Consider the following 14,668-nt stretch of genomic DNA (forward strand, 5'->3'; position numbering starts at 1 on the left):
CGCGGCCCATTCTCTGGGCTTTTACGCAATGATACTTTCTACAAACGAGCATTCTAAGCCAGTTTGAAATTCCTGCGATCTATAGTGATTCGCCGGTTTCCAGATTACGAAGCACCGGGGGCACGACCCGAAGAAAGTCCGAAACCATCAATGAGAGCTTCGGTCGCCTCTGCCTGCGCAATCTGCTTTTGAATGTCGATAAGCCGGGCAAAAACTTCGCCCGTTTCGTCCGTATCAAGCGATGCTTCAACGGCGCGCAGCTCTCTATGTAGGGTGCGTGCGCGCTGATGCAAGTGAAGCGCCTGCTTTAAGGCTTCGCGCACATCGTCTTCAGCAGCCTGTGCCGTGGCAGTCCATTCACGTGTGCGTCGAACCATAGCTTCGAGACTTTCAATCGCTTCACCATGTCCCGCGGCGACCAGCGCTTTGCGCATGGCAAAGCCATCCTGAACATGATCAGATGCCAAAACATCAAGCATGGCGAAATGCAGCACTCTCAAAGCATCGTGTTCAAAATCGAGCGTCGACATCGCCTCGAAATCTTCTTCGATAAGACGTGGGTGATTGAGCAACATCAAAACGATTGCAGTTTCACGCGCTGGCGCATTGCGGCCTTTGACCATATTCGAACGCGTCAGGCTGTCGGAAAACGCCATGCGCCCACCAAAGGCAGCACCGCCACGCCCCTGCTGCTGCGCTCCGCGTCCCTTAGCCTTATCGCGATTGAACGTATTGCCGCCGTTGCTTTGCCGCCGCTGGCCAAAAAATGCCTGCGCTCTGTCACGCATTTCCTGGCTATAATGACGCCGAATGTCCTCATTCGCGATACGATTGGTGATTTCGCGCAACCTTGCTTCAAGCTCCGCACGACGCTCCGGCGTATCAAAAACACCGCTCGCTGTTTCCCGCGTCCAGACCATATCAACCAGCGGCTTTGCATCGCGCAACACCGCGTAAAACGCCGACGGACCTTCCGCCTTGACCAGATCGTCCGGGTCTTGCCCCTCGGGTAGCATCGCAAAACGAAGCGACTTTCCCGGCTGCAAGCTCGGAAGCCCAAGATCCGCCGCGCGATGCGCTGCCCGCAAACCCGCACCGTCACCATCAAAGCAAAGGATCGGCTCAGGGCTGATGCGCCACAACAATTCGAGCTGCTCTTCCGTCAACGCAGTACCGAGCGGTGCAACTGCCTGATGAATGCCAGCCTGTGCAAGCGCGATCACATCCATATAGCCTTCAACCGCAATGATCGGCTTTGCTTCTTCACCGCCCTGTGCCTGACAAGCTTTTCGTGCACGCAAGCCGTTATAAAGGATGCGGCCCTTGTGAAAGAGTTCAGTTTCTGGCGAGTTCAGATACTTCGCAGGCGCATCAGCAGAAAGTGCGCGACCACCAAATGCAATGATCCGTCCGCGCAGATCCTCAATCGGAAACATGATCCGATCACGGAAGCGGTCATAGGAAACAGCAATGCCTTCACCGTGCACCACCAGGCCACAAGCCTCAATCTGATCTTTTGCAACGCCTTTGGACGCTAAAAACTCTTTCAGCGCATTGCGCGATTCAGGGGCATAACCAATGCGGAATGTCTGCTGCGTAGCACTCGAAAGCCCGCGGTCACGCAAATAGGCTCGCGCCTTGGCACCAGCAGCAACCTGCAACTGACTTTCGAAAAACTGGGCGGCAAGCTCCATAACATCGAACAGCGTTGCACGTTGCGCTTCGCGCTTTTCCATTTCTGGATCACGCTCAGGCATCGGCACACCTGCCATATCGGCAACGCGCTCAACCGCTTCAGGAAAACTCGCACCTTCAAGCTCAGTCAAAAACTTGAAATGATCGCCCGTTACGCCACAGCCAAAGCAATGATAACGGCCCTTGCGGTCTTCACAGTGAAAACTCGGTGTCTTCTCGCCATGAAACGGGCAGCAGCCCCAAAAGTCGCCCTTTGACGGATTGCTTTTCTTACGATCAAATGAAACACGCGTTCCGATCAGCGTCGAAATCGGCACGCGATCTCTGATCTCATCAAGGAATGACGGCGGAAAACGCATTACAACTGTCTCTCTCAGGTCAGCAAACTCTATAGTTTATAGACTATATAGGCTCGCGCGCACATGCAGTCCATCGCCCGTGCCAAACGCTCCCCGTTAATCACATGCGCCGGACGACCTTTATAGACCGCCCCCTTTGTCACAAAACTGTCATATAACTTTTACATTCGAGCTTCACGACTTGATTTTGGGGCGTTTCAGGCCCATATTCCCCGAATTATATGATTAGCCGGAACATATTTTTTCTCTTTTTGTTGCGTAGACTTAACTGAAATATTTGTTCCCCCGCCTCCAACCTGAAAGGAGTTCCCGTGAACGGTTCTCTTGTCCTTTTGCATCTTGCTGGTGCTGTTGCTCTCCTTCTTTGGGCGACGCGCATGGTGCGAACAGGTGTGGAGCGTGCCTATGGTGATCGCTTGCGCCGTCGTTTGCGTAACCAGATGCAAAACCCGCTGCTCTCCATCGCCTTTGGTCTTGCGCTTGCAATTGCGCTGCAAAGCTCGACGGCAGTAACGCTTCTGGTCGGCTCCTTTGTCGGATCGGGCATTGTTGGCGGGGTCGCAGGCCTTATGGCTGTGCGCGGTGGCGAGCTTGGATCAGCGCTTGTTGTCAAAATTCTAAGCTATGACCTGACTATTCTGGTCCCGCTCTGCCTTGTATCGGGCACCGCCATTTTCATGACGACAGAACGACGCGATTGGCGACAGATCGGCCGCATTCTGGTCGGTATCGGCTTGCTCATCATGTCTCTGGAAATGACAGGCCACGCAACTGAGCCACTCCGCCAGAGCGAGCTGCTGCCAGTCATTGTTGATTATCTATCAAATGATCCGGTCACTGCCTATCTTCTGGCCGCGCTGATGACATGGCTGTTTCACTCAAGCATTGCCGCCGTCATTCTGCTCACCACCTTTGCTTCACGCGGACTAATCACACCAGAACTGGCCGTGGTTATGGTACTCGGCGTCAATCTCGGCTCGTCGATCATCGCACCAATTCTCACCCGTCAGGCACCGCCAGAAACGCGTGTCGTGCCGCTCGGCAATCTGCTGATGCGTGGCGCTGGCTCGCTTATCATGCTGATCCTGTTTGAGACATTCAAACCCTCGATTGCGTTCCTGGGCGGCGACCCCGTCTCGCAGGTGGTCAACGCGCATATTCTGTTCAACTTGATCATCATGCTCGCTGGCATTCCACTTTCTGGGCTGGTGCTGCGTGCGACTGAAGCATTGGTGCATCTCAACAGCGATAAAAATGCCCCAACGCAACCGCTTGAAGTCGAAGAATATAGTGCACTGGATAACGCGGTTCTCGACCGCCCTTCACAAGCGCTTGCAAATGCGACGCGTGAAGTTGTCGGCGTCTGTGACACGATTGAAGTCATGCTGCGACGCATTATCGACCTCTATGAAAACCCCGATCAGGCGCGCATCCATGAACTTGCAGCACTTGATGATCGCGTGGACAAGAAGCATGCTGCCATCAAGCTTTATCTGACAAGGCTTGCCAGCAAAAATCTCGATGAATTTGAGGCACTGCGTATGCAGGAATTGATGGGCGCGTGCGTAAAACTGGAACAGGTCGGCGACATCATCGTCCGCAACATGCTCGCGCATGTACAAAAGAAGATGGACCACAATCTCGAATTTACCGAGGAAGGCTGGAAAGAGCTGAGCCACTTCCACGCCATGGTACTTGCCAATGCGCATATGGCCTTTAACGTGATCGTTTCGCGTGACGGACATACGGCACGCCAGCTCGTGCAGGAAAAGGATAATCTGCGCGATCTGGAAAAACAGACGAGCATGCGCCACTTCTCGCGCCTTCGCGATGGTTCAACACGCAGCATCGAAACCAGTACGATCCACCTCGACACAATCCGCGATCTCAAGCAGATTAACTCGCTACTGGCTTCAATGGCCTATCCCGTTCTTGAAGAACAAGGATTGCTCGGCACCACACGCTTGAAAACGATCAAGCAAAGTTCATAAAAAATGCTCAGAAAGGTTCCGACCTTTCTGAGCGCACAAAACATGATTTCATCTGACCAATGAAGCGATGGCACTAAAAATCGATCACCACTGAAGATGCGCTACGCTTTGCTTCACCATGGAACACGGCCTCAATATTATTGCCATCGGGATCGAGCACGAACGCCGCATAGTAATCCGGGTGATAAGAGCGCTCGCCGGGGGCGCCATTATCCTGACCGCCATTGTCCATCGCCGCTCGATAAAACGCATCGACTGTCGCCCGGTCCTTTGCTTGAAAAGCCAGGTGGTGACGCCCCGTCAATAGACCCAGTGCCGCCTGACTATCCGCAGAAGATACCACAAGCTCGTCAGCCCAGAAATAACCGTCATCCGTAACATTGATGGGGATGTCCAACACGGACAGAACCGCCGTGTAGAATTCCTGACTGGCCTTTAAGTCGCGGACGACGAGCTGAATATGGTCGATGAGGCGACCACGATGAAGTTGATTTGTTTCCATGGCCGTTCATCCCGTTCTTGTATGTGCAACAGCACAGAACCAACAATTCTGTGCGCAGTGAACGACCAGAATGCGTCAAGACGATATTTCCGGCAACATAAAACGCTCGAACCGAGCATCATGCGCAGCAATAAAAATGCATTACCCGTGCCACGTCAGGGACGGCCCACTTATGGGCCATCCCAAGTTGCTATTGAAGAAGGGTTTTCACCAGAGCGCTTGCCTTGGTGAAATCCATCTGGCCTGCATAGCGTTCTTTCAGCGCTGCCATGACCTTACCCATATCGCGCAAGCCACTCGCTCCAACATCAGCAATAACAGCTTCACAAGCCGCTTTGGCTTCGTCATCACTCATCTGAACTGGCAGAAAATCGCTGATAATCGCAATTTCTGCACGCTCGCCTTCAGCCAATTCGATGCGGTTGCCTTCTTCATAGATGCGTGCGGATTCTTCACGCTGCTTGACCATCTTACCAAGAATGCCAAGCAATTCTTCATCACCAACCGGATCTTTTCCCGCACCGCGATTGGCAATATCGCGATCCTTGACCGCAGCCATGATCAGACGCAGTGTGGACAAACGAAGCTTATCCTGCGCCTTCATAGCGGTGGTCATTGCATCAGAAATCTCTTGGCGCAGCATAGGTGCCTCCTAATATCTTTAAACTGTTCAGTTAAAACTGCTTCTAGTCTGAAAGCAGGCGAATAAGCAATCACACGCTCCAATCCGACATTTCATCAAAAGCTTGCAATCAGGCGATTGACCCGGAGTGCAAGTTTCTCTATTGCTCAAAGCTTAGCAGGACATCGGCATGTGCTCACGGCGGGAAGTTTAATCCCCGCTGCTTTTTGGCGCATATATGGCCCCGAAAACATCGGTTTTCAAGTTGCTCAGTCTTGAGCGGCTGAAACACGGATACATGCCGCATGACTGATAAACCGAACACGCGCGCCAGACGGCGCTGCTAAACCACGCAGGAGTGCACGCCATGACCGAAACCCCATCGAAGACAGCACCCTGGACGATTGCCAAGCGAACCGCCGTTCTGGTGCTGGCAGATGGCACCGTCATCGAAGGTCAGGGCGTGGGCGCAACCGGCGCAATTGAGGCGGAAGTCGTCTTCAACACCGCCCTCACCGGCTATGAAGAAATCCTGACAGACCCGTCCTATGCAGGCCAGATTGTCACCTTCACCTTCCCGCATATCGGCAATGTCGGCGCAAACGCGGAAGACATCGAAGACCTGACACCGGCCAACCGTCACGGTGCCGTCGGTGCGATCTTTAAAGCTGACATCACAAGCCCATCCAACTTCCGTGCTTCCGAACATCTTGATGCATGGCTGAAAAGCCGTGGCGTTATCGCATTGACCGGCATTGATACCCGCGCCCTAACCTCACTCATCCGCGAGCGTGGCGCACAGAATGCTGTCATCGCGCATGACCCGGAAGGCAAGTTTGACATCGACGCGCTCAAGGCTCGCGCTGCGAACTGGAGCGGCCTTGAAAACCTCGACCTCGCAAAAGACGTCACCATCGGCCAGAGCCAGACGTGGGACCAGACTCCATGGGCGCTTGGTGAAGGTTACGGCGAACAGGGCGACGCCCAGTATCATGTCGTTGCACTCGACTTCGGTGTAAAGCGCAATATTTTGCGTCTGCTTTCGGGCCTCGGCGCGAAAGTCACCGTACTTCCTGCAACAGCAACCGCAGAAGACGTACTAGCCTACAATCCAGACGGTATTTTCCTGTCGAACGGCCCTGGCGATCCAGCTGCAACAGGCGAATATGCAGTACCAACCATTCAGAAGCTCGTTGATAGCGAACTACCTGTTTTCGGCATCTGTCTCGGTCATCAGATGTTGGCTCTCGCACTCGGTGGAAAAACCGAAAAGATGCATCAGGGCCATCATGGTGCGAACCATCCGGTCAAGGATTACACCACCGGTAAGGTTGAAATTGTCTCGATGAACCACGGCTTCGCAGTTGATTCCGACAGCCTGCCGGATCACGTCGAAGAAACGCATGTATCGCTTTTTGACGGCACGAATTGCGGCCTGCGCGTCATCGGCAAGCCAGTCTTCTCCGTGCAGCATCACCCTGAAGCTTCGCCGGGCCCACAGGACAGCCACTATCTTTTCCGCCGGTTCATCAATCTGATCCGCGAAAACAAGGGCGAAGCCCTTCTTCCAGAACGCGAAGAAGCTGCATAAAGCAAAAAACAAAAAAGCCGGGATCAAACCCCGGCTTTTTCTTTGTCCATATTTATCGCAGCGATCAAATATCGCCGCTGAACGTATCGCAGGAATCGATCTTCCCGCTATCAAAACCGCGCTGGAACCATTTTGCGCGCTGTGCCGATGTACCGTGATTGAAGCTTTCAGGAACGACATAACCCTGAGAACGCTTTTGCAGCGTATCATCACCAATCTGATGCGCGGCATTGATCGCTTCTTCCAGATCACCGGCTTCCAGAATACCCTTCTGATCGGTGTAATAGCCCCAAACGCCAGCAAAGCAGTCCGCCTGCAACTCAACCCGCACTGACATCTGATTGGCTTGCGCCTCATTCATCTGCTGACGCATCTGATTAAAGCGTGGCAAGATACCAAGAACGTTCTGCACATGGTGCCCGACTTCATGCGCAATCACATAAGCATTGGCGAAATCACCTGAAGCGCCAAACTTGGTTGCAAGCTCGTTGAAGAATGTCAGGTCAATATAAAGCTTTTTATCGCCGGGACAGTAGAATGGCCCCGAAGCAGACGATGCCATGCCACAAGCAGAGCGCACGCCATTGGAAAATAGAACCATGGTCGGCGGGACATAGGTTTGTCCGCGCGATTGGAAAATACCGCTCCATGTGTCTTCGGTTTCCGCCAGAATAGTGCGCGCAAACTGCGTCGCCTCGTCATTGGCAACCTTGCCGCCAGTGCTCTGCTGCGAGGTTTGGGTTGGGTTAATACTACCGTCACCAAACAAAAACGGCAGCGGATCAATACCGACAGCCTTCAGCACAAAGAACATCACAACAAGAATGAGAATACCGGAAAGCCCACCGCCACGCATGATGCGAAAACCGGGACCACCACCCATGCCACCACCGCGAAAGCCCCCGCCTCCGCTTTGTTGTCCACGTACGTCTTCGACATTATCGCTTTGTCTACGGCCTTGCCAGCGCATCCCGTCGCCTCTCCTGAAATGCTACGGAGACTTACCTTCACGCAGCAAACAATTCCATTAATTGCTTTATAGAGCAGCTTTAAGCTGCAAAAAGTCAATATCCTGTAAGCCGATCCAGTTCACTCAATTTTGCCGACCATAATAGCCCGGCACAGAATAACGATTATGCGTTCAATGAAAAAATGTAATTTAGAGGACACCGCTAAATAAAGCGGGATTTGGAGAATAGGACCTTGAAAAAAAGTATATTTTTTATCTTAGCAATTAACTGCATTCTATTTTCATCTGAAGTGTTTGCCTGCACAAAATCTACGGCAGAATGCGCCATCGAATGCATGGACAAAGCAACATTCTGGGAAACTGCTTATTGCATGATTGGCACACAAGCACCTTCTAAATAGGATATTTTAAAAATGACAAAAACGGCAATTGCCTGCCTCTTCACTGCTGCAATATTATCGACCAATCCGGTCTATGCTTGCATAAAGGACAATCTAGGACCAAACGATTGTGCAAAACGATGTATGAACATAACAGGCTTCTTCAAAAATATAGCCTGTACCCTCGGTAGCGATATGTCGCCACAATAGACAAAAATTCGCCGTCCCGATCTAAAACGAAAGGGGCGGTGTGTTGCAAATGCTAGAGAACAGTTACACATGGCCTTGATCTTCCGAATTGCGCCCAAAATTCCTTCATAAAAAACGCCTTAAATCATAACGAATTTAATTTAAAGGGGTTCCGCTTTGGCTCATCATTGCCTATAAGGCCCACTTAGCCCAAAGAATATACTTCTGCCAACCCGCCGGAAATCCGCGCGGGCTTTTCTGGCAGGCTAAGAACAAGGATACGCCCCCATGCCGAAACGTACAGATATCAAGTCCATCCTGATCATCGGCGCGGGCCCAATTGTTATCGGTCAGGCTTGCGAGTTCGATTACTCCGGCACGCAAGCTTGTAAGGCGCTGAAAGAGGAAGGCTACCGCATCATCCTCGTCAACTCCAATCCGGCCACAATCATGACCGATCCGGATCTGGCAGATGCGACCTATATCGAGCCGATCACCCCGGAAGTGGTTGCTAAAATTATTGCGAAAGAGCGCCCGGATGCGCTTCTTCCCACAATGGGTGGTCAGACCGCACTCAACACTGCATTATCGCTCCGCCGCATGGGCGTTCTCGAGCGCTACAATGTAGAGATGATCGGTGCGAATGCTGAAGCCATCGACAAAGCGGAAGACCGCGCTCTTTTCCGTGAAGCCATGGACAAGATCGGCCTTGATACGCCGAATTCCATGCTCGCGAACGCAACCGAAATCAAAGACGAAGACCGCAAGCGTCACGAAGCCAAGCGCAACGAAGTCAAATCGCAATATTCCGGCGATGAGCTCGATAAGGCACTCGACAAGCTTGAAACCGAATGGCAGCTCGGCGAAGTCGAACGCAAACAGCGTTACATGAGCCATGCGCTTGCTACAGCCGCACAGGCCATGGATTACGTTGGCCTGCCAGCGATCATCCGCCCAAGCTTCACACTCGGCGGTACCGGCGGCGGCATTGCCTATAACCGGCAGGAATTTTTCGAGATCATTGAGCGCGGCCTCGATGCATCGCCAACCACCGAAGTGCTGATCGAAGAATCGGTTCTCGGCTGGAAAGAATATGAAATGGAAGTTGTCCGCGACAAGGCGGATAACTGCATCATCATCTGCTCGATCGAAAACCTCGACCCAATGGGCGTGCATACAGGTGACTCAATCACCGTAGCGCCTGCGCTGACGCTGACCGACAAAGAATACCAGATCATGCGTAACGCCTCGATTGCGGTGCTGCGCGAAATCGGCGTTGAAACCGGCGGCTCGAATGTTCAATTCGCGATCAACCCAGCCAATGGCCGTATGATCGTCATCGAAATGAACCCACGCGTATCGCGTTCGTCAGCACTTGCATCCAAAGCAACCGGCTTCCCGATTGCCAAAGTCGCAGCCAAGCTTGCAGTTGGTTACACGCTGGACGAGTTGGACAACGACATCACCGGCGGCGCAACACCTGCATCGTTTGAACCATCGATTGACTATGTCGTCACCAAGATCCCACGCTTTGCGTTTGAAAAATTCCCCGGCTCTTCGCCAATCCTGACCACCGCTATGAAGTCGGTCGGTGAAGTTATGGCCATTGGCCGTACTTTCCAGGAAAGCTTGCAGAAGGCGCTTCGCGGTCTTGAAACCGGTCTCACTGGTCTTGATGAAATCGCCATTCCAAACATTGAAGAAGGCGACGAAAAGAATGCGATCCGCGCGGCCATCGGCACACCAACACCGGATCGTCTGCGCATGGTCGCTCAAGCAATGCGCCTTGGTCTGACCACTGAACAGATCCACGAGGTATCGAAGATCGATCCATGGTTCCTTGAGCAGATGGAAGAGATCGTCCTAACCGAAGCCCGCGTCCGCGAACACGGCCTGCCGCAGGACGCTGAAAACCTGCGCATGTTGAAGTCCATGGGCTTCTCCGATGCGCGTCTTGCAAGCCTGACGGGCAAGGACGCGGAAGACGTGGCCAAGCTGCGTAACGAGCTGGACGTTCATCCGGTTTACAAGCGCATCGATACATGCGCTGCGGAATTTGCTTCGCCAACGGCCTATATGTACTCGACCTACGAAACACCTTTTGTTGGTCAGCCGCGCTCAGAAGCAGAAGTTTCGGATCGCAAGAAGGTCGTCATTCTCGGTGGAGGTCCAAACCGTATTGGTCAGGGCATCGAGTTCGATTATTGCTGCTGCCATGCAGCATTCGCGCTCAATGATGCCGATTATGAAGCCATCATGGTCAACTGCAACCCGGAAACAGTTTCCACCGATTACGACACATCAGATCGTCTCTACTTTGAGCCACTGACTGCTGAAGACGTGCTAGAAATCCTTCGTGTTGAGCAGGAAAAAGGCACGTTGCACGGTGTGATCGTCCAGTTCGGTGGCCAGACACCGCTCAAGCTTGCCAATGCACTGGAAAAGGCCGGCATTCCGATCCTCGGCACCTCGCCTGACGCAATCGATCTTGCAGAAGACCGTGACCGCTTCCAAAAGCTCCTGATCAAGCTGGGTCTCAACCAGCCAAAGAACGGAATCGCCTATTCGGTTGAGCAGGCGCGCCTGATCGTTGCTGACCTCGGCTTCCCGCTGGTTGTGCGTCCATCTTATGTTCTGGGTGGCCGTGCCATGCAGATCATTCATGACGAACGCGGCTTGCAGACATATCTTCTCGACACCGTTCCTGAACTGGTGCCAGAAGACATCAAGGCTAAGTATCCAAACGACAAGACTGGCCAGATCAACACGCTTCTCGGGAAGAACCCGCTTCTGTTCGATACTTACCTGACACAGGCTATCGAAGTGGATGTTGATTGCCTTTGCGATGGCAAGAATAGTTTTGTTTCCGGCATCATGGAGCATATTGAAGAGGCTGGTATTCACTCCGGCGACAGCGCCTGCTCGCTGCCAGTCCACACGCTTTCGAAAGACATTGTCAACGAACTCGAACGCCAGACAGCACTGCTTGCCAAGGCACTCAACGTCGCCGGCCTGATGAACGTGCAGTTCGCCATCAAGGATGATGAAATCTTCATTCTTGAAGTAAACCCACGCGCATCGCGCACCGTTCCATTTGTCGCAAAAACCATCGGAACCCCGATTGCCAAGGTTGCAGCGCGCATCATGGCTGGTGAAAGCCTTGATGAGGCCATCACTGCCTATGGCGGCAAACCTCAGCCAAGTGCGCGTCCGCACATCGCTGTCAAGGAAGCCGTGTTCCCATTCGCGCGCTTCCCGGGTGTCGACACATTGCTCGGACCAGAAATGCGTTCGACCGGCGAAGTTATGGGCCTCGACTACGATTACGCATTGGCTTTCGCCAAGGCACAGCTCGGCGCAGGTGTCGAGCTTCCACGTGAAGGCACGGTGTTTGTATCAGTCCGCGATGAAGACAAGCAACGTGTGCTCGGTCCGGTCCGCAAGCTGGCAAGCATTGGCTTCAAGGTCATGGCAACCGGCGGTACGCAGAAGTTCCTTGAAGAAAATGGCATTGAAGCTGTCAAGATCAACAAGGTGATCGAAGGCCGTCCGCATGTTGAAGATGCGATCCGCAATCGTCAGATCCATCTGGTCTTCAACACGACTGACAGTGCGAGTGCTGTTTCGGATAGCAAATCGATCCGCCGTGCAACCCTGATGCAGAAGCTGCCTTACTACACCACCATGGCCGGTGCAGAAGCTGCCGCAGAAGCCATTGCAGCACTCAAGGCTGGTTCAATGGAAGTTCGTCCGCTTCAGGATTACTTCCGCGCATAAACAACAGAAATTATTCAACTTTGACCGATAGCCCCCATCGACATGGGGGCTATTTATTTCTAAGAAACTATAGGAATATTTATTAATTAGATAAGAATTTAAAAGGCAATCTCCAAAGACAGGAGATATATAGTGTTAAAATTTTTAGGAATTTCATTACTCAGTTCGTCATTTATGCTTCTAGTTCCCGTAGAATCTTTTGCAGGCTGGAAAGACGAACTAAAAAAAGCGGGTAAAAAAGTAGAGCAAGTCGGTCGAGCTGTTAGCGACCCAAAGGGACCTGATGCACAAAAGGTTCTGGGATCAGATGCACGAAATTTTTTACAGAACCCACATAAAGAAATTAATAAGTTCTGCGATTCAGCTTCAAACAAGTTTCAAGGTTTATCAGGTACATTTCAAACTATTTCGCGTGCCCTAAGCTCTCAACCAGCAGATTGCGACGAAGGAAGCAATTAATCAGCAACACTTATTGGTAATCCTCCATTGCAAATTAGCAGTGGAGGAATCTTAACACGATTCAATCTTCTAGTTTTGATGTGGCAAGCGCAGGGGCGTGGCGTCCAAATCTATCTCAAGATGAAGCTTTTTCGGAAACAGGCCATTATGGCCCAATCCCTTGCCAATATGGATCACGGACGCGGCTTTTAGTGGCCCTTCCAGAATGTCATAAGCGCGCTTGCGGGCATCTTCATCCATACCATCAAGCGTGCCATCAATGACAATCCAGCTTGGATTTTGCAGCACCAACCGCGCCAAAGCCAAGCTTTGTTGCTCGTCAGCCGTCAAGGTCCGGTCCCAGCGCAGAACACGATCAATCTGCGGCACAAGTCGCTCAAGCCCGGCTAATCTCAAAACCTCAGCAACCTGATTTTTTGAAAAATCGGCAGCGTTGAGAGGATAGACAACCGCATCATGCAAGTTGCCCGGCGGTATGTAAGGCGCATGCGGAATGAAAACCACGCGGTCGCCCGCAGGCAAGCCAATCCGTCCACTGCCCCAAGGCCATAGGCCACCGAGTGCGCGGAAGAGCATGCTTCGCTCAGATTCTGTGGCACCCGTCACAAGCAGACGTTCACCGGGGTTTATGACGACCTTCTTCTCAACCAGATTAAGGCAGCCATCTGGTGCTGCAATCGACAGGTTATCCATCGTCAATTGCTCATTCGTATTGGTCTCGACGGTAATCTGTCGATCAAGATGGCCAATTTCATCCATGCGCAAAATCGCCTGCCGAAAGCTCGCGACACGCAGAAGCGTTGCCCGCCAGTCAGCAATCGCACCAAAATTATCGACAAACCAACGCAACGAATTATGCACCTGCGTGAAGGCACCAACCGCCATCATCAGGCCGCCAAATGTCAGCCCACCAGAGAAATAAACAGGGGCAGCGACGAGGATCGGCGCAACAATGGTAAACCAGCCATAACCTGCCGTCACCCATGTGAGATTGGTGGTTGCAATAACGATGCGTTTTATAGCGAGCAGCACCGCGTCAAGATCGCGATCCAGCCTGCGGCGCTCATCGGCCTCACCACGCGCCAGCGTCACGGCATCAATATGTTCGTTCACGCGCATCAGCGAAAAGCGGAAATCAGCCTCGCGCGCATAGCGGTCTGCATTGTGATTAACAAGGCTACGGCCGACAAACCAGGAAAGCAGTGAAGCGGAGCCTGCATAAAACACAGCCGCCCAAACCATGTAACCGGGAATAGAAAAACTATAGCCCCAGACATGAAATACAAAACCGCTCGAAAGTGACCACAGCACACCGACGAAGCTTACAAGAATCACCGTCGATTGCAGAAGGTTAATGCCGAGATCGCTGGTTGTTTCCGCGAGATGCCGCGCATCTTCCTGCAAACGCTGATCGGGATTAATACCGATCTCGCCCGCCTTTGCCAAACGAAACGCCCGCCCCGGCTGCAACCATTGACCAACGAGATCACGTGCCAGCCCATCACGCAATTTCAGCTTGAACATCTGGTTCAGCCAAGTCTGCGACACATTCAGAATGAGAACCGTGCCTGCAATCGCGAAGAAAATCAGCAATTGATGGAAGAAGGCACTTAGATTGCGATCAGACAACGCGTTGTAGAAAGGCACATTCCAGCGATTGATAGCAACTTGCCCAACCGCAATCAGAACAATCAGCGAAAATATGCCCGTTCCCAGAGCAATAAGCTGATTGCGAACCGGAGAGACCCAGAATGCGCTCATCATCATGCGAACTTGCGAGAAAAGATCGTTGCCGTCCGGCATCACTTCGCCTTGCGGCTTCGTGAGGCGACGATCAACGCCTTGCGGTTCATCCTGCTTTGACTGGGATACCACGTCTTTCCTCATCGCATGTACGATTTCACGTTGCCGCTATTACTACGAAATATAGTGACCAAAACCAGACAGAACCCTGTTGTTTTCAACAACTCGCGCGGTCTTGAGTACATATAAGATGTAACTTTCACGCGAGGATAGAGCGAGACACTCTAAAAACCTTCTGAAAAATATGGAGTGACCATAACTCTTCTCAGAAATACCTTTCCCCGCAGAACCGAGGAAATGAGAAAAAGCATTACGAAAATAGGCCTTTAG

9 protein-coding genes are annotated in these 14,668 nt (G+C 52.3%); 4 read left to right on the forward strand and 5 right to left on the reverse strand.

Annotated elements, in window-relative coordinates; all coding sequences use genetic code 11:
* Positions 1-104 precede the first annotated feature (104 nt).
* Complete coding sequence (gene dnaG, locus RI570_RS02645) at positions 105-2,054, reverse strand: DNA primase (RefSeq protein ID WP_313826817.1); 1,950 nt, start codon at positions 2,052-2,054, stop codon at positions 105-107.
* 311 nt (positions 2,055-2,365) lie between these two features.
* Between dnaG and RI570_RS02650 the strand changes: the two genes are divergently transcribed.
* Positions 2,366-4,045, forward strand: coding sequence for a Na/Pi cotransporter family protein (locus RI570_RS02650; RefSeq protein WP_313826818.1), 1,680 nt, complete (start codon positions 2,366-2,368; stop codon positions 4,043-4,045).
* Positions 4,046-4,118: 73 nt separating this feature from the next.
* Here the strand turns inward: RI570_RS02650 and RI570_RS02655 are convergent, their stop codons facing one another.
* Both RI570_RS02655 and RI570_RS02660 read right to left on the reverse strand, forming a co-directional pair.
* Positions 4,119-4,547, reverse strand: a complete 429-nt coding sequence (locus RI570_RS02655; protein ID WP_313826820.1) for a VOC family protein — start codon at positions 4,545-4,547, stop codon at positions 4,119-4,121.
* Between the two features lie 190 nt (positions 4,548-4,737).
* The gene (locus RI570_RS02660) at positions 4,738-5,190 is read right to left on the reverse strand and encodes a GatB/YqeY domain-containing protein (RefSeq protein WP_313826822.1); all 453 of its coding nucleotides are present in this window, start codon (positions 5,188-5,190) and stop codon (positions 4,738-4,740) included.
* 346 nt (positions 5,191-5,536) lie between these two features.
* Here RI570_RS02660 and carA point away from each other — a divergent pair, with 346 nt between their 5' ends.
* Positions 5,537-6,760: a glutamine-hydrolyzing carbamoyl-phosphate synthase small subunit gene (gene carA / locus RI570_RS02665; RefSeq protein WP_313826823.1), complete on the forward strand. Its 1,224-nt coding sequence runs from the start codon at positions 5,537-5,539 to the stop codon at positions 6,758-6,760.
* 64 nt (positions 6,761-6,824) lie between these two features.
* Here the strand turns inward: carA and RI570_RS02670 are convergent, their stop codons facing one another.
* Positions 6,825-7,730, reverse strand: coding sequence for a neutral zinc metallopeptidase (locus RI570_RS02670; RefSeq protein ID WP_313826825.1), 906 nt, complete (start codon positions 7,728-7,730; stop codon positions 6,825-6,827).
* Positions 7,731-8,587: 857 nt separating this feature from the next.
* Here RI570_RS02670 and carB point away from each other — a divergent pair.
* Both carB and RI570_RS02680 read left to right on the forward strand, forming a co-directional pair.
* The gene (carB, locus tag RI570_RS02675; RefSeq protein ID WP_313826826.1) at positions 8,588-12,076 is read left to right on the forward strand and encodes a carbamoyl-phosphate synthase large subunit; all 3,489 of its coding nucleotides are present in this window, start codon (positions 8,588-8,590) and stop codon (positions 12,074-12,076) included.
* Between the two features lie 132 nt (positions 12,077-12,208).
* Positions 12,209-12,535 (forward strand): hypothetical protein, encoded by a 327-nt coding sequence (locus tag RI570_RS02680; protein WP_313826828.1) that lies wholly within the window; start codon positions 12,209-12,211, stop codon positions 12,533-12,535.
* Positions 12,536-12,604: 69 nt separating this feature from the next.
* Here RI570_RS02680 and RI570_RS02685 read toward each other — a convergent pair whose 3' ends face one another.
* The gene (locus RI570_RS02685) at positions 12,605-14,338 is read right to left on the reverse strand and encodes an ABC transporter ATP-binding protein/permease (RefSeq protein ID WP_313828526.1); all 1,734 of its coding nucleotides are present in this window, start codon (positions 14,336-14,338) and stop codon (positions 12,605-12,607) included.
* Between the last annotated feature and the right edge of the window lie 330 nt (positions 14,339-14,668).

Origin of the sequence: Brucella pseudogrignonensis (assembly GCF_032190615.1) — a bacterium.
GTDB lineage: Bacteria > Pseudomonadota > Alphaproteobacteria > Rhizobiales > Rhizobiaceae > Brucella > Brucella pseudogrignonensis_B.